We start from the raw sequence: 15,849 nt of genomic DNA, 5'->3' as shown, positions 1-15,849 counted from the left end.
CCGCGCTCGCGAACGCACGCTCATGAAAAAAGCCGGGTGGCACACCACCCGGCTTTTTTTGTTCGGGGCCCGCTGTGCATCAGCGAGGCGTGCAATCGCACGCACTCATTAATGATGCCGGTGATGCTTACCGTGGTGTTTGTGGTGCTTGCGATAGTGCTTGCCGTGACGGCGGCCGCGGTCGTAATGGCGATCATGGCCCCGGTCGTTATATTCGTTGGCGAGTACGGCGCCGCCCGCGCCGCCCAGACCGCCGCCGACGACTGCCCCGGTCGAGCCGTAAAGCGCCTGGCCGACCGCCGCGCCGGCCGCCCCGCCCAGGCCCCCGCCGATCGCCGAATTGAGCGTGTCGCCCGCCATGCCGGCCGTGCTTGCGAACGACAGTGCGGTACCGGTGGCGAGTATGGCGATGGTCTTCTTCATGTGCTGCTCCTGACAGGGTCGTTGTTACGCGCTCAATCTAGCGATCGGGCGTGAACTACCGCTGAACCAACAAAAAGGCCGCGCCGGTTTCCCGACGCGGCCCGTGCCAGCCAAACCGGAACCACCGTCAGCCGCTGGAGCGCGACCGCTTGCCTTCGTCGTCGGCGTCTTCGTAGTCGTCGTCGTCCCAGACATCGTTGAGAATGTCCCGGGCCTCGAACGCGTCGGCGCCAACGGGCATGGATTCATGCTTCTCATAGAGATCCATGAGCATGCGACGTCTGTCGTCACGCAATTCGCGCGTCAGCACGAAGACCATGAAGTACAGGATGACCAAAAACGGCAACGCCGCCAGCAGCGACCCGGTCTGAAGGCCCTTGAGACCGCCGGCCACGATCAGCGTGAGACAGATCGCCGAGATCATCAGCCCCCAGGACAGGCGCTTGTAGAGCGGCGGCTCGAGCGACCCTTCGTCGGTCATCTGGGCCACGATATAGGAGGCCGAATCCGCCGAGGTCACCAGGAACACGAAGATCAGGCACATCGCCAGGATCGAGAGCACATTGGTGAACGGCATCATCTCGAAGAAGGTGAACAGCGCGGACGTGATGTTTTCGTCCACGGCGCTGGTCAGCGTGCCGGCGGCATCGCCAAACAGCTCCATATGCAGCGCGGCGCCGCCGAATACACCGATGAAGCCGCAGGCCAGCAGCGGCGGCACGATCAGCACGCCCATGACGTATTCGCGAATGGTGCGCCCTTTCGAGATACGCGCCACGAAGGTACCCACGAACGGCGACCAGGCGATCACCCACGCCCAGTAGAACACCGTCCAGCTCGAGATCCAGTTCTCGCCGGTATCCTCGAACGGGTTCATGCGCAGACTCATGGCGATGAAGTTTTCCATGTAGTCGCCAATACCGACCACGATGGTGTTGAGAATGAAGATCGTCGGCCCGGTAGAAAGCACCCAGCCCATCAGGCCGAGACACAGCGCCAGGTTGATGTTCGACAACCACTGGATGCCCTTGTCCAGGCCCGAGTAGCTCGACATCGTGTAGCAGGCACACATCACGCCGAGGATGATGAATTTCCACAGGGTGGTGTCCGGCACGCCGAACATCTGATTGAGCCCGCCGTTGATCTGCAGTACGCCCAGCCCGAGCGAAGTGGCGACACCCATGACCGTGGCGACGACCGCGAAGATGTTGAGCGCATCGCTGGTGGGCTGACGCGCGCCGGCGGGCAGCTTGTCGGTCATGGGTTCCATGACCGTCGAAACCAGCCCCGACTTCTTCTTGCGAAACTGAAAGTAGGCAATGATCAGGCCCACGATCGAAAAGCCTGCCCACTGGCTGATGCCCCAGTGAAAGAAGCTGTACTGGATTGCGTAGCGCGCCGACTCGGGGGTGGAGCCCGGCATGTCGTTATACGGCGGATTCAGATAATGCAGTATCGGCTCGGCCAGACCGTAGAACACGAGCCCGACGCCGAAGCCCGCCGCCAGCAACATGCTGACCCAGGAGAAAAAGCTGTACTCGGGTTCGCTGTAGGGTTCGCCGAGTCGGATCTTGCCGTAACGGCTGAACGCCAGCCCCACCAGAAAGATCACGAACCCGAACACCGAAATCAGATAGAGCCAGCCAAACACATGGGAGACGGAGTCCAACGCACTGTTGGCAAACCGGCCGAAGGCCTCGGGAAATGCAGCACCGACGATCACCAGAGCGATGATCACGAGTGCGGAGCCGGTATAGACGCGTTGGCTGCGCGTTAGCAAATTACTCAAGGAACCCCCGGTATTTGAATTGACGCCCCCTGGAGCAAACGCGAGCTCAACGGGGCGAGAGAGGATGGCCGACGACATACGTCTGCCGTATGCAACATTACTAGCACTTAGCCCGAGTACCCGCAAACGCTTGCCATGCCTTGCACTGACACCGGATCGCCGCGATTCGCCATCACCGCGGCAAGCGATCAAACCCGCCTCGGCATCGGATCGCGGCGCTCGATGGGGTGACAGCCCGGGTCGTCGCCCGCCCTGTCGGTATACGCACCGGGCGCCCACGCCGGGCACTGCCCCGCGCGTGCGCCTTCACCCACCGCGGCCGCCGTACGATATTCGGCATTACTCGCGGGTATGCCCTGCGCGGCGCACGGCTGGCCCGACTCTTGCGCAAGCCTCGTCGATATTCACCCATCGACATACAGGACAACGATGAAACGCCACCTCGCCGGCGCGCTAGCACTGTGCTGCACCGCGCTTTCAGCACAAGCCGCCACCGACGACTTCGCCATTCTCCAGCCGCTGGCGGAAACCCCCCAGAAAATGACGACGGGCGATTACAGCGGCAACTACTACGTGCCGTCCACAGTCGACACCGTACGCTGGGGGTATCTGCCCAATAACAGTGCAAAGCCGGTACTGACCGTGCCGTCCGGCAGCACCGTGACCTTCGACACCGTTTCGCACGAGGGCATTCTCGAGGATCAGGGCCGCGACCCCGTGGCCTACTTCGCAACCAAGGATGTCGCCAAGGATCAGGTCCTGGCAGACGCCATTGCGATCACCGGCTCCGACATCGAGCACGACTTCTTCAACGACGGACCGCATATCGTCACCGGCCCGGTCGCCATCGAAGGCGCCGAACCGGGTGACGTTCTCAAGGTCGAGGTCGTCAAGCTCGAGCCGCGCGTTCCCTACGGCGTGATTTCCAACCGCCACGGCAAGGGCGCACTGCCCGGCGAGTACCCCAAGACCGAACCCAAGGACAATCCGAGCAGCGCCTATCCGGAACGCTATGCCAACGTGTCGACCTTCGCGCCGATCGAAGCGGAAGGCGATCAGTGGTACGGCGTGCTGGATGCCGGCAACGACCGCGAGATCCGGTTCCCGCTGCATCCGTTCATGGGCATCATGGGCGTCGCCCCCGACACCGCCGAGCCGGTGAATTCGGTGCCGCCGTCGCGTATCGGCGGCAATGCTGATATCAACGACCTCGGCGCGGGCAGCACCGTGTATTACCCGATCGAGGTCGACGGCGGCCTGTTCTATACCGGCGACAGCCACTTCACCCAGGGTGACGGCGAAGTCGCACTCACCGCACTGGAAGGCTCGCTGCGCGCCACCCTCAAGCTCACCCTGCTCGAGAGCGGCCAGGCGGAACTGCCGGGCAAGCAGGTCGACAAACTCCTCGGCGAGACGAACGACTACTGGATCACGGTCGGTCTCGACGAGGATCTGGATCTGGCAATGAAGGACGCGGTACGCGAGTCCATCCGTTTCCTGCATGCGCAGTACGATATCGACGAAGCGCTCGCGCTGGCCTATCTGAGTGCCGCGACCGACTTCGAAGTATCGCAGGTGGTCGACAAGACCAAGGGCATTCATGCGTTGATCCGAAAGGCCGACTTCCAGGACCTCGAAGCCGCCGACTAGCACGGCCCTTCCGGCCGCGGTGTCATGCCGCGGCCGGATTCCGCCGATTTCATTCAGGCTGGATTCGACAAATGCTCTAGGATGTCGGTCTGACATTCACCAATCGAATCGCCATGGATCTCATCCGCATCCTGCTTTCCATCCTGCTACCGCCGGTGGGCGTGTTCCTGCAGGTGGGCATCGGCCTGCATTTCTGGATCAACATCCTGCTCACCCTGCTCGGCTATATCCCGGGTATTGTTCACGCGGTCTATATCATCGCCAGGCGATGAGCCGCGGGCTGTAAAACACGTCATTCGTGCCCATCGTATGGGCAGGCACGACGCGCAACTCGGCAGCCAAGGCATATGAAGGCAGACCTTTCCGTACTCGATCTGGTTCCGGTGCCCAGCGGCACGGACGCATCCCAGGCCGTGCGTGCGAGTATCGACCTCGCGCGTACTGCCGAGCGTTGCGGTTACAAGCGCTACTGGATTTCCGAGCACCACAGCATGCCGAGCATCGCCAGTTCGGCACCCGAGGTGCTGCTGTCGCGCGCCGCGGCTCTCACGGAACGCATCCGCGTCGGCTCGGGCGGCATCATGCTGCCGAACCACGTGCCCTTGCGCGTCGCCGAAATCTTCCAGACGCTGGAAGCGCTCTATCCGGAGCGCATCGACCTCGGGCTCGGTCGGGCGCCGGGTTCCGACGCACGCGCCAGCCGCGCTCTGCGCGCGGCTTCCGGCGAACAGTTCGCCGATCTGCTCAACGAAATGCTGGCGCTGTCGCGCGGCACCTTGCGGCGCGGCCACCCGTATCACGGTGTCACGGTAAGCCCCAGCGACGTGGCCCTACCGCCGATATGGATACTCGGATCGAGCGGCGCCAGCGCGCATGTCGCCGGCGCGGCCGGCATGGGCTACAGCTTCGCCAGCCATTTCAGCCCGGTACCGGCCGAACCTGCGCTACGGCGCTATCGCGGTGCGTTCTCACCCTCGCCGGCATTCCCCGAGCCGCACGCCATCCTCGGCGTATCGGTGATCTGCGCACCGACCGACGAGGAAGCGGAATATCTCGCTTCGACGGTGGACCTGATGTGGCTGAGGCTGCGCAAGGGCGAATTCTCGCCGCTGCCTTCGCCAGAAGAAGCGCTGGCCTACGAATACACCGACATGGAACGCAGCGCGATTCTTGAAAACCGCGACCGCCACGTCATCGGCAGCCCGGAAACCGTTCGCGATCAGCTTCATGCGCTTTTCGCCGACGGCGAACCCGACGAAATAATGATCGTGTCGAACATCCACGATCCGGCGAAGCGACTGCAAAGTTACGAACTCGTCGCGCAGGCCATGAGGTAATGACAGTGTCCCGGCGCCAGACTATTGAATATTCGCCAACCCGGCCGCGAGTTTAGGGATTTAAATCCCGAATTGCATTTTCGGTTCGCGCTCAAGACCTAAAAGCGTCACAATGCCATTCAGCACATTTGACCGGACCCGACCGTATGGGCGTCTCCCCAGAACGTGAAACCGAAAGCCTGCCGGTACTGCACGAGCAATTGTGCTTCGCGCTTTACACGGCAACACATCGAATCATTCGCGCCTATCGGCCACTGCTAGAACCACTGGGGCTGACCTATGTGCAGTATCTCGTGATGCTCGTGCTCTGGGAGTCCGCGCCGCGCTCCGTGGGCGGCCTGGGTCAGCAGCTGCACCTGGACAGCGGCACGTTGACGCCCCTGCTCAAGCGCATGGAAAAATCCGGCCTGGTGCTGCGCGAACGCGACAGCGAGGACGAACGTCGCGTGCTGATCTCGCTGACCGACGAGGGCCGTAACCTGCGCACCAAGGCCAACGAAGTTTCGGATTCCATGCTCTGCCAGATCGAGCTTACTCGACCGGACGCCATGGAACTGCGCCAGCGAATTATGGAACTCGCCAATACACTCGGCTGAGCCTACCTCTAGACGCAGTCAGTGCTGCGCGCGCGCTCGGTGAATGTACCCATGGTGCCGCAATACCGAATTACGCAGACTTTCGCGCCTCTCCAATGCAGCAACCGAACCGCTATGTGGCAGTGGATTAACCAGAACGCGCAGGCGCTATCGTTTTTCGCCAGTCTCGGCACGCTTGCCGTCTGGCTCTTCTACGCGCACCTGCTGTTTTCCGGATTCAAACGACAACGCAAGGCCCGCATCCTGATCAATCAGGGCTGGGGCCAGCAGGTCGACTCCGTGTGCCTGATCAGCAACATGAGCCAGGAGCCGATCTACATACACAGCCTGCTAATGACGATTCGCACGCAGAGTGGCGAGTACACGGAATCGATCACCGATTTCGACACCGCCCAACCCAGCGACAGCGAGGATCATCCGCAGGAAGTCACCCGCCAGGGGCCGCTACGCGCGGGTGAGCAGATCAACCTGGGCACCTTTCGTTCGCTGATCCGGCAAACCGGCAAGCGCCACAAGAATCTCGACCACGACGACAAGAAGCCGATCCGCTCGCTCGAGGTCGAGAACTTCAAGATCACCGCGATCGCCAGTTACGGCCCGGAAGGCGGCGTGGTCGGCGCACAGCGCAAATTCATCGTTCGCGGCGACGACAACGAGTTGATGCGCCCGGTAGCCACGACCACCAAGCGCATGGCCAAACGCCGCGCACGCCATCATCTGCAGCGCTGGCTCGAGAACCAGCTGTAAGAACAGGCCCGGCCGCGGCCCCGGCGGCCGGGCGAATGCAGTTTGCCTCAGCAGCGCCCTTTCTTAGCCTGACCCGGCGGGCAATGGCCACCACCGTGATAGTCGTGCCGACCATGGTGGTCGTGGTCATCGTCGTCGGTGGTGATGGCGGCTCCGCCCGCGGCGCCGGCGGCGCCACCCAGCACGGCACCGGTACGCCCACCGACTTCATTGCCGATGGCGGCACCGGCCGCGCCGCCAAGACCACCGCCGACGGCTGCGTCGACCGTGTCGTCGTCCAGAGCCATCGCCGGCATGCTCATGCTCAGCGCCAGCGCGCCGGCCATGCAGATGTGTCCGAGTGTGCGATTTTTCATTGTTTCTCTCCCGTCGATCCTGCGCAGACACGGTCGCTGCGCGCCAGTTCGTAAGCGAATTGGAGCGCAGGAGCGCTTAATCGCGCGTGAATAATCGCAGCCACCCGGCCGCGGCTCGACCATAAAAAAGCCCGCCCGACAAACCGTCGAGCGGGCTTGGCACCGGGCACGCGTGGGCGAACGCTAGCCGAAGGCCTGGATTCCCGTCTGCGCCCGGCCGAGGATCAGCGCGTGCACGTCGTGGGTCCCTTCGTAAGTGTTTACGGCTTCCAGGTTCATCACGTGGCGGATCACGTGGTACTCGTCGGAAATGCCGTTGCCACCGTGCATGTCACGCGCCTGCCGGGCGATATCCAGCGCCTTGCCGCAGTTGTTGCGTTTCATCAGCGAGACCATTTCAGGCGCCCAGTTGCCCTCGTCCATGAGACGGCCAAGGCGCAGGCTGCCCTGCAGGCCGAGCGTGATCTCGGTCTGCATGTCGGCAAGCTTTTTCTGGATCAGCTGGGTCGCGGCGAGCGGACGCTTGAACTGCTTGCGTTCGAGCGTGTATTCGCGGGCTGCCTGCCAACAGAACTCCGCAGCACCCATGGCGCCCCAGGAGATGCCGTAGCGCGCCTTGTTGAGACAGGAGAACGGCCCCTTGAGGCCTTCCACGTCGAGGCGGTTTTCTTCGGGCACGAAGCAGTCGTCGAGCATGATCTGGCCGGTGGCCGATGCGCGCAGCGAGAACTTGCCTTCGAGCTTTGGCGTCTCCATGCCGCCGAAATCGCGTTCGATTACGAAGCCGTTGATCTTGCCGTCCAGGTTGGCCCAGACGACGGCCACATCGGCGATCGGCGAATTGGTGATCCAGGTCTTGGCGCCGTTGAGCACGTAGCCACCGTCGACCTTCTTGGCCTTGGTGCTCATCGAACCCGGATCGGAACCGTGGTCCGGCTCGGTGAGGCCGAAACAGCCGACCCATTCCCCGCTGGCGAGCTTGGGCAGGTACTTCTTGCGCACTGCTTCGCTGCCGAAGGTGTAGATCGGAAACATGACCAGCGAGGACTGTACGCTCATCGCCGAGCGGTAGCCCGAATCCACCGACTCGACCTCGCGCGCAAGCAGGCCGTAGCAGACATGGTTGAGTCCGGCGCCGCCGTATTCTTCCGGGATCGTCGCGCCGAGCATGCCCAGCTCGCCGAGCTCGGTCATGATCTCGCGATGAAAGATCTCGTGGCGATTGGCCTCGAGCACGCGCGGCATGAGGCTGTTCTGGCAGTAGTCGTGACCCGCATCGCGAATCATGCGTTCGTCTTCGGTGAGCTGTCCGTCCAGGTTCAGCGCATCCGACCAGGAGAAGTCGATCATTCCGGTGTCCTCTCGATAAGCATGGCCACGCCCTGCCCGATGCCGATGCACAGGCTGATCAGCGCGTAGCGTCCATTGATACGTTCCAGCTGACGCAGGCCGGTCAGTGCCAGCCGCGCGCCCGAGGCGCCCAGCGGGTGACCGACCGCGATCGCGCCGCCGTTCGGGTTGAGACGCGCATCGTCGCCCTTCAGGCCGAGTTCGTGACAGCAGCCCAGCACCTGGGCCGCGAACGCCTCGTTGATCTCGATCACGTCCATGTCATCCAGCGTCAGCCCGGCGCGATCGAGCACCTTCCGACAGGCGCCGACCGGACCCAGGCCCATCACCCGCGGCGGCACGCCCATCACGCCGCCAGCCAGGATACGCGCTCGTGGCGCGACCCCGGCGGCCTCGCCGGCCTTTTTCGAACCGATGATCAGCGCGCCGGCGCCGTCGTTCACGCCCGATGCGTTGCCCGCGGTGATGATGCCGTTACGCACGATCGGCGGCAGCTGGGCGAGCTTGTCGACGGTGCTGGTCGGGCGCGGATGTTCGTCGGCATCCACCGACACGAGCGGTTGCTTGCGACCCTGCGGCACCTCGATCGGCGTGATCTCGTCGTCGAAGAAACCGTCGGCCCGCGCGGCCTCGTAGCGCGCCTGCGACTGGGCGGCATAGGCATCGGCGGCCTCGCGGCTGATGCCGAAATCATCGGCCACGTTCTGGGCGGTCTCGGGCATGGCGTCGGCACCATACTGCTCGAGCACCTTCGGGTTGGGAAAACGCGCGCCGATGGTCGAATCGAACACCGAAACATTGCGCGAATACGCCTTATCGGCCTTGGCCATCACGAAAGGCGCGCGGCTCATGGATTCGACACCGCCGGCGATCACCAGCGCGCCCTCGTCGACCGTGACCGCGCGCGCCGCGTCGACGGTCGCGGCCAGGCCGCTGCCGCACAGTCGATTGACGGTCTGACCCGCCACCGAGACCGGCAGCCCGGCCAGCAGGCCGGCGTGGCGCGCGACATTGCGCGCATCCTCGCCCGCCTGGTTGGTACAGCCGGCGATCACATCCTCGTAATCGGCGGCGTCGAACGCGTTGCGCTCGACCAGCGTGCGGATGACTGCGGCGAGCATGTCATCGGGACGTACCGGCGCAAGCACGCCGCCATGGCGGCCGAAAGCGGTCCGCAGGCCGTCGTAGATATAGGCATCCAGCATGAAATCTCCATCGGGGTCGCAGCATTCGGGGTCACGCCCGATCCGATCGCGCGCGGCAACGCTGTCATTTGGACTGCGCCGCACCGCCTGCCGTTCCGATCCGCACCTCGAGTTTCGCCTGCCGGCTGGGCGTTATCCCCGCACTCGCGCGACAAACGAAATACTGTTTTAAAAATCTGCGGGCAAGAATAGGCGGTGACCCGGGCCAACGCAACCACAGTACGTTCCTTGCCTGGCGCGGGTCGCGCATGCCGCAATGCAGCATCGTGCCCGTGTTTTATCGACCTTAGATCTTAAGTCTGCCGGGATTCGAACCGGGTCGCAGCAAACACGCGGCGGTGCCTGCGCGACGCGCCCGGCGATGAATTGACCCGAACCCGGCCAGGGTCTAATTTGCTTGCACAACGAAATTGAATTCCACAGATAATCAATCGTTCGCCCCAAGGAGGAGTAGCCATGGCGACTGCCGCAACCGATCGTTCCGCCACGATGTCCGAAGCCGAGTGGGAGGTCCGCAAGGATCTAGCCGCAGCTTATCGCCTCGTCTCTCTCTATGGCTGGGATGACCTGGTGTTCACCCATTTGTCCGCGCGCGTGCCCGGACCGGAACACCATTTTCTGATCAACCCCTACGGTTGGCTGTTCGACGAAATCACCGCCTCTTCGCTGGTCAAGGTCGATGAGGACGGCCAGATCGTCGACCCGGGCGCGACCAACCGCGTCAATCCCGCCGGCTTTACCATTCACAGTGCCGTGCACATGGCCCGCGAGGAAGCCGGCGCGGTATTGCATCTGCATGCGGCCGACGGCGTTGCCGTGAGCGCACACCCCGACGGCCTGCTGCCGTTGAGCCAGACCGCGATGCTGTGTATTCCGCATATCACTTTTCATGAATATGAGGGCGTGGCGCTCAACCTCGACGAGCGCGAGCGCCTGGTCGCCGATCTCGGCGATCACGACATCATGCTGCTGCGCAACCACGGCACGCTCACCGTGGGCAAGAACGTCGGCGAAGCCTTCATCTACATGTATTTCTTGATGAAGGCCTGTCAGATTCAGGTGCGCACCCTGGCCATGGGCGCCGGTCATGTGCCGTCTCAGCAGGCACTGGATACCACGGCCGATCAGGCCCAGAGCCTGGGCGCGGCCCACAAGCTGGCCTGGCCGGCCCTCATCCGCAAGCTCGAGCGCATGGGTAGCGACTACGCGACCTGATTGCTCGGCACCACGGTGTGGGACAGCGCACGCCCCGGTTCGGCGACGAATCGGGGCTTTTTTCGCTCGCCAGGAAATGGCAGTAAAACAGTTCACGCGATGAAGCCGAACGGTGGCGGTCCGTAGTCGTTAATGTCCCCTTTTATAGGCGGGCTCCACTCACGAGTTTGTCGGACCTACGGTTTCGCACTGCAGTGCGACTCACTTTCTTTTGCTTGTCCAAAAGAAAGTAAGCAAAGGAAAAGGACACCCGGGCACAGCGCCGGCTGCGCCGGTTCACTCCGACACGCAGCGGCGACGGGATGCGTACAGAACTCGGATCGCTTTGGCGATCCTCAGACATGCTGTACGCACCGGCGCAGTGCGCCGGACACCCGTCGCCACTCCGTGTCTGCGTCGCCGTGCAACGGGTCCGAATACAAACGTCAGGCCTACAGAGAGAGTTACTTAACCTGGCTAGTGGCCACGTAGCCTCCGGCTCCGTTCTTGTCGAATTAGGCGAACGCATAATTCGACATAAAGAAGCGCGACCTTGAGCGAGCGACAGCGAGCTTGTCTGTATTGGGTCCCTTGGGCGTAGCGCCGAGCAGTGGAGGCCGCAAGCGGATTAAGACAGCCGGATGTCTGAGCGCAGCGAGTTTCCGGCTGGCCCGCTTGCGGACGGAGCCGCGCAGGGCATCGATGCGCAGCATCGACGCAAGACAGGGTGTCTTTTTGTTTGCTTACTTTCTTTTGGACAAGCAAAAGAAAGTAAGTCGCGCAGCAGCGCGAAACCCCAAGCGAAAATTCACCCCAAACGTTGATTCAAAACTTCAAGCTCTCGAGTCTACTCAGCAAACACCCGCCGAAGACGATGACCGCATTCATCAAGGCACTCGCGGGCCACGTCGAGCACCCCCGGCATATTGATGAAGCCGTGAATCATGCCCGGATAATGCAGATGCTCGGATTCGGTGCCGTGTGACAGCAGCTTTTCGTGATAGGCGATGTCTTCGTCACGCAGCGGATCGTAGCCGGCCGAAACCACCAGCGCAGGCGGCAGCCCGGACAGATCCTTGGCATGTAGCGGCGAGGCGTATGGATCATCCGGATCGGCCGGCTCCCCGCTGAAGTAATACGCCATGAACCAGGCCAGCAACGAACGCGTGAGCCGGTAACCTTCGGCCAATTCGGCATGCGACGCATGGCTGCGGCTCTTGTCGGTGCCCGGATAGATGAGCAGCTGGTAGACGAACGCAGGCCCGCCCGCGTCTCGGGCTTTCAGGCACATGACGGTGGCCAGATTGCCGCCAGCGCTGTCGCCGCCAATCGCGATGCGGTCGGCGCGCGCACCGAGCGAGACTGCGTTTTCCGCTATCCAGTTCACCGCCGCCCAGCAGTCGTCGACCGGCTGCGGGTAGGGATGCTCGGGCGCCATGCGATAGTCGACCGATACCACGATACAGTCGCCGCCGAGCGCCAGATAACGACACGGCACATCGTGGCTGTCACGACTGCCGATGACATAGCCCCCACCGTGGATATAGATCAGCAAGGGCAATGCCTCGTCACCCGGATCACGAGGCACGTAGACGCGCAGCGGGATCGCGCCGAGCGGCCCGGGCGCTTCGATATCGCGCACGGAAAAAACCGCCGGCGGCTGGCCGCCCACGATCACGGCGCCTTTCTCGTACTGGCGACGTGCCTCGGCGGGCGGCAGCGTCTCCAACGGCGGCAGACCGCTCTGTTCGGCCGCTTCCAGTACACGCGCGGCCTGGGGATCGAGTGTCATGACAGATCCTGATAACGCAGGGACACGCAGCGCGTGTTTGCCTGCCGTGGATGATGCACCGCTCAGCCGAGCCGCTCGAGAAACGATTCGATCGCAGCGTTGACCGGCGCCGGATGGGTGAGATTGGCGGCATGGCCACCGCCGGGTACGACCACCAGCTCAGCGTTCGGCAGGTTGTCCGCCAGCTGTTCCGCGCGTGTCATGGGAATCGCCATGTCGGCATCGCCGTGTACCACGAGAGACGGCTGATAGATGCGCGACAGTTGTTCGGTGATGTCGTCACGCGAAACCAGTGTCTGGAACGCAGCGATGAGATTGTGCGCCTGCCAGGCACGCCACTTGTCCTGCCATGCGCCCGTGCCTGACCAGCCATCGCCGAGAATGATGCCGGCGATGGTGTCCGCGATCTCGTCGGGCAGGCCGTGCGTGGCCCAGGTCTCGATCATCTGCTCGTAGCCGGGCATGTTGTCCGGGTTCTCGAGACCGGCCTGGGTGTCGAGCAGTATCAACGCGCGCACGCGCTGCGGGTGGGTCAACGCGCAACGCAGCGACAGGAACCCGCCCTGGCTCATGCCGGCCAGGATCGCCGTCTCGATACCCAGATGATCCAGGAGCGCCGCCAGATCGTTGGCCGAGTCGTAGTAGCTGAACGGCGCGGGCGGTTCATCGCCGGCGGTTTCGCCATGCGCCCGCTCATCCCACGTGATGCAGCGATACCGATCGCTCAGCGCCGCCACCTGCGGCGCGAACATCTCGCGATCCATGAGCAGACCGTGCGAGAACACGATCACGGGGCCGTGCCCGCCGCTGTCCTCGTAATACAGTTCCTGACCGTTGACCGCAGCGACAGGCATCGCACTCTCCTCTTTTTTATCGGGTTTTATACGTCCGGGTCGAGGTTACCACCGCGCTTGTACGCCCGCTTGCAGGCTTGACTGCAGAACCGGACCTGCGGCCAGTCACGCGCCCACTTTCGCCGCCAGGAAAACGGTCGCTCGCAGTAAAGACAGGTCTTCGACGGCAGATCCGCCTTCTTGCGCATTCGGGCCATGACAGGGTTCGTTTGTCGCCTCGCGTCTGTGCGTGCGCCGGGCGCCCGAGGCCGGGATGCCGGTCAGGACTGCGTCTGTTGCTGATAGCGCTCCTGCGCGGCCTGCATCTGATTGCGCCCGCGATCGATCAGCTGCTGGCCGGTGCGTAGTTGCGCCTCGCCTTTTTCGATATGGGCGTTGCCCCGTTCGACGCGCTCTCTGCCCTGTTTGATACGCGTTTCGCCCTCACGCCACTGATCGACCAGCCGATCGAGTTTGTCGTTGCGACGCGCCGCTTCGCGCGCCGACATGTTCGCTTCGCCGATCTGCGATAGCGACCGATACGCCTGCCGGCTGTTCTGGACGGCAGCGTTGCCGGCAGCGATCCATGCCTCGCCTTCGCGCAGTTCCGCGCGGCCTTTTTCGAGCAGACGACGCCCCTGCTTGACCTGTGCCTCGCCGCGGGTTGCCGCCGCGCTGCCTTGCTCCCACTGTTGCGCAATGTCGACGCGTGCCTGGCCGTCGGCCATGACACGATCACCGAACGTCGGTGGCGCACTCGCGCAGCCGGCAAGCAGCAAGGCCAACAGCAGCGACAGCGTGAAGATTCGGGACCGCATCGAAACTCTCCTCGACCATAGTCAGAAAATGCGTCGGCTATACGTGACGGCGCGCCGGATCCGATGCGGCAACCCGTATTTTCCGCGTCAGAACAACGCGCTATCGATGCGCGCCGCGCTTCAGGGGTGACGCAGCACGTCTTCGCCGTGAAAACGCTGGCCGGTATCCTCGAACCCGTACCGTTCGTAGAGGCGGCGCGCGGCCTCGTTCTCCGGGGTGAGGCTGATGAGAATGGGGGCGTCCTCACGCTCGCTCTTGAGCGCGTCGATGACGGCCTGCAGCGCGGCGCCACCGAAACCCGCGCCCTGCCAGTCGATGTCGATCATGAAGCGCGGAATGTTGTAGGCGCCGGTCGCGGCGATGTATTCGGTCATCACGAACCCGATCATCTGCTCACCGGCATAGACCGCCTGCGGCGTGCAGCGCGGTTGCACATAGGCTTCCGCCAAGGAATACAGATTCGACGCAACGCGCCTGGCCTGCTGCGGCGACAGGCGCAGGTGGATGCAGCGCTGCCAGTTGTCGAGCGTGACCGGTTGCAGATGGATCGGGCGCTTGTCGCTAAGGCTCATGGGGCGTCCGGCGTCTTGTCATTCCATGTCGGCGAAAGCCGAGCGGTGAAACTCGGCAATCTCGGCGACTTCCGCGACCCCGGGCTCTCGCACCCCGGCCGGTTCGCCGCCGGCCATGACCTCGAGCACCCGGCGCGTGCACTTGGCGAGCGTATCCGGGTTGTAGCCGCCTTCCAGGACCATCACCAGCCGACCGTCGCAATACTGATCGGCCAGGCGCTGGACGATACCGGTCAACGCGCTGTAACCGTCGTAGCTCATGTTCAGACACAGCTCGGTGCGATGCGCGTCCATCCCGGCGGAGACGAGGATCAACTCCGGATCGAACCATTCCACCGCGGGCACGAGGATATTCTCGAAGGCGTTGACGATCGCCAGGTCGCCAGCATCCTCGGGCAGCGGTACGTTCACCGTCGTACCCTCGCCGAGGCCTTCGCCGATTTCCTCGAGATCGCCGGTACCCGGATAGAACGGCGCCGCGCGATGGGTATCGAAGAACATCACGCTCGGGTCGGCCGCGAAGATATCCTGCGTCCCGTTGCCGTGATGCGCGTCCCAGTCGATGATCAGCACGCGTTCGATATCCCACTGGAACTGGGCGTGGGCGGCGGCCACTGCGATATTGTTGAACAGACAGAAGCCGCGAGCCCGTACGGCATTGGCGTGATGGCCCGGCGGGCGGCTGATGACGAACGCGGACCGGGCCTTCTTCTCGAACACGGCGTCCACCGCGGCGATCGCCGAGCCGGCCGCCACCTCCGCGGCATCGAGGCTGCCGGCGGAAATCGCGGTGGTGTCGACGTCCAGCCAGGCCTGCTTGCCCTCGAGATCGTAGAGACTCTCCAGATACGAGCTGGTATGTACGCGATTGAGCTGCTCGCGTGTCGCGGCCTGGCCCGCCGCCATGCGCACGCCCGGCACGGGCTCCGCCTTGAGCAGATCGTTGACCGCGATGACACGCCCCGGATGCTCCGGATAGCTCCACTTTGCTTCGAGCCCGAGGCCATCGAGAATGCCGCGGATACGCTTGTTCATGCGCCCCGGCAGGAATTCCTCTTCCGCTTCCGGCCGGTGCGACAGCACCCGCTCGTCATAGATCACCAGTACATCACGATCGCCCACCACGGCATCCGCTCCTTGGCAAACATCACGCAAGCGTAGCAGCCCGGCCCCATGCCGGGTGCAG

17 protein-coding genes are annotated in these 15,849 nt (G+C 63.4%); 6 read left to right on the top strand and 11 right to left on the bottom strand.

All coding sequences use genetic code 11. The features are described 5' to 3' along the window. Positions 1-108 precede the first annotated feature (108 nt). Together J7355_RS01875 and J7355_RS01870 are read right to left on the bottom strand one after the other, a co-directional pair. Positions 109-423: a hypothetical protein gene (locus J7355_RS01875; RefSeq protein WP_247739685.1), complete on the bottom strand. Its 315-nt coding sequence runs from the start codon at positions 421-423 to the stop codon at positions 109-111. A 127-nt stretch (positions 424-550) separates the two neighbouring features. Then, positions 551-2,212 (bottom strand): BCCT family transporter, encoded by a 1,662-nt coding sequence (locus J7355_RS01870; protein ID WP_247739684.1) that lies wholly within the window; start codon positions 2,210-2,212, stop codon positions 551-553. Positions 2,213-2,641: 429 nt separating this feature from the next. Between J7355_RS01870 and J7355_RS01865 the strand changes: the two genes are divergently transcribed. The 5 genes from J7355_RS01865 to J7355_RS01845 all read left to right on the top strand — a co-directional run bounded on the left by J7355_RS01865 (position 2,642) and on the right by J7355_RS01845 (position 6,542). Beyond that, entirely contained in the window at positions 2,642-3,862 is a 1,221-nt protein-coding gene (locus J7355_RS01865; RefSeq protein ID WP_209059334.1) for an acetamidase/formamidase family protein, read from the top strand. 113 nt (positions 3,863-3,975) lie between these two features. Beyond that, a complete protein-coding gene (locus J7355_RS01860) occupies positions 3,976-4,134 on the top strand; it encodes a YqaE/Pmp3 family membrane protein (RefSeq protein WP_209059333.1) in 159 nt (52 codons plus the stop codon). Between the two features lie 75 nt (positions 4,135-4,209). Beyond that, positions 4,210-5,199, top strand: a complete 990-nt coding sequence (locus tag J7355_RS01855) for an LLM class flavin-dependent oxidoreductase (RefSeq protein ID WP_209059332.1) — start codon at positions 4,210-4,212, stop codon at positions 5,197-5,199. 146 nt (positions 5,200-5,345) lie between these two features. Beyond that, the gene (locus tag J7355_RS01850) at positions 5,346-5,795 is read left to right on the top strand and encodes a MarR family transcriptional regulator (protein ID WP_209059331.1); all 450 of its coding nucleotides are present in this window, start codon (positions 5,346-5,348) and stop codon (positions 5,793-5,795) included. Between the two features lie 114 nt (positions 5,796-5,909). After that, positions 5,910-6,542, top strand: a complete 633-nt coding sequence (locus J7355_RS01845; RefSeq protein WP_209059329.1) for a hypothetical protein — start codon at positions 5,910-5,912, stop codon at positions 6,540-6,542. A gap of 47 nt (positions 6,543-6,589) precedes the next feature. Here J7355_RS01845 and J7355_RS01840 read toward each other — a convergent pair whose 3' ends face one another. The 3 genes from J7355_RS01840 to J7355_RS01830 form a co-directional block, all read right to left on the bottom strand. Beyond that, positions 6,590-6,898: a glycine zipper domain-containing protein gene (locus J7355_RS01840; RefSeq protein WP_247739683.1), complete on the bottom strand. Its 309-nt coding sequence runs from the start codon at positions 6,896-6,898 to the stop codon at positions 6,590-6,592. Positions 6,899-7,081: 183 nt separating this feature from the next. Beyond that, positions 7,082-8,248 carry an acyl-CoA dehydrogenase gene (locus J7355_RS01835; RefSeq protein ID WP_209059327.1) on the bottom strand — a complete coding sequence of 389 codons (1,167 nt, stop codon included), beginning with the start codon at positions 8,246-8,248 and terminating at the stop codon, positions 7,082-7,084. Beyond that, on the bottom strand, positions 8,245-9,453 hold the full coding sequence (locus J7355_RS01830) for a 3-oxoadipyl-CoA thiolase (RefSeq protein ID WP_209059326.1): 1,209 nt from the start codon (positions 9,451-9,453) through the stop codon (positions 8,245-8,247). The genes J7355_RS01835 and J7355_RS01830 overlap by 4 nt, the downstream gene beginning before the upstream one ends. A 456-nt stretch (positions 9,454-9,909) precedes the next feature. Between J7355_RS01830 and J7355_RS01825 the strand changes: the two genes are divergently transcribed. Then, a complete protein-coding gene (locus J7355_RS01825) occupies positions 9,910-10,668 on the top strand; it encodes a class II aldolase/adducin family protein (RefSeq protein ID WP_209059324.1) in 759 nt (252 codons plus the stop codon). A gap of 826 nt (positions 10,669-11,494) precedes the next feature. Here J7355_RS01825 and J7355_RS01820 read toward each other — a convergent pair. The 6 genes from J7355_RS01820 to J7355_RS01795 all read right to left on the bottom strand — a co-directional run bounded on the left by J7355_RS01820 (position 11,495) and on the right by J7355_RS01795 (position 15,785). Further along, positions 11,495-12,439 carry an alpha/beta hydrolase gene (locus J7355_RS01820; RefSeq protein WP_209059323.1) on the bottom strand — a complete coding sequence of 315 codons (945 nt, stop codon included), beginning with the start codon at positions 12,437-12,439 and terminating at the stop codon, positions 11,495-11,497. A 62-nt stretch (positions 12,440-12,501) separates the two neighbouring features. Beyond that, positions 12,502-13,293, bottom strand: coding sequence for an alpha/beta hydrolase (locus tag J7355_RS01815; RefSeq protein WP_209059321.1), 792 nt, complete (start codon positions 13,291-13,293; stop codon positions 12,502-12,504). A gap of 26 nt (positions 13,294-13,319) precedes the next feature. Further along, complete coding sequence (locus J7355_RS01810; protein ID WP_209059516.1) at positions 13,320-13,481, bottom strand: DUF2256 domain-containing protein; 162 nt, start codon at positions 13,479-13,481, stop codon at positions 13,320-13,322. Positions 13,482-13,553: 72 nt separating this feature from the next. Continuing rightward, entirely contained in the window at positions 13,554-14,090 is a 537-nt protein-coding gene (locus J7355_RS01805) for a hypothetical protein (RefSeq protein WP_209059319.1), read from the bottom strand. A gap of 120 nt (positions 14,091-14,210) precedes the next feature. Further along, on the bottom strand, positions 14,211-14,663 hold the full coding sequence (locus J7355_RS01800) for a GNAT family N-acetyltransferase (protein ID WP_209059317.1): 453 nt from the start codon (positions 14,661-14,663) through the stop codon (positions 14,211-14,213). Positions 14,664-14,681: 18 nt separating this feature from the next. Then, positions 14,682-15,785 carry a histone deacetylase gene (locus J7355_RS01795; RefSeq protein WP_348522982.1) on the bottom strand — a complete coding sequence of 368 codons (1,104 nt, stop codon included), beginning with the start codon at positions 15,783-15,785 and terminating at the stop codon, positions 14,682-14,684. Positions 15,786-15,849: the final 64 nt, after the last annotated feature.

Source organism: Endozoicomonas sp. G2_2, assembly GCF_017744135.1.
Lineage (GTDB): Bacteria > Pseudomonadota > Gammaproteobacteria > Nevskiales > Salinisphaeraceae > Salinisphaera.
The sequence above is the reverse complement of the archived record's forward strand: the minus strand, read 5'-3'. Positions and strand labels throughout refer to the sequence as shown.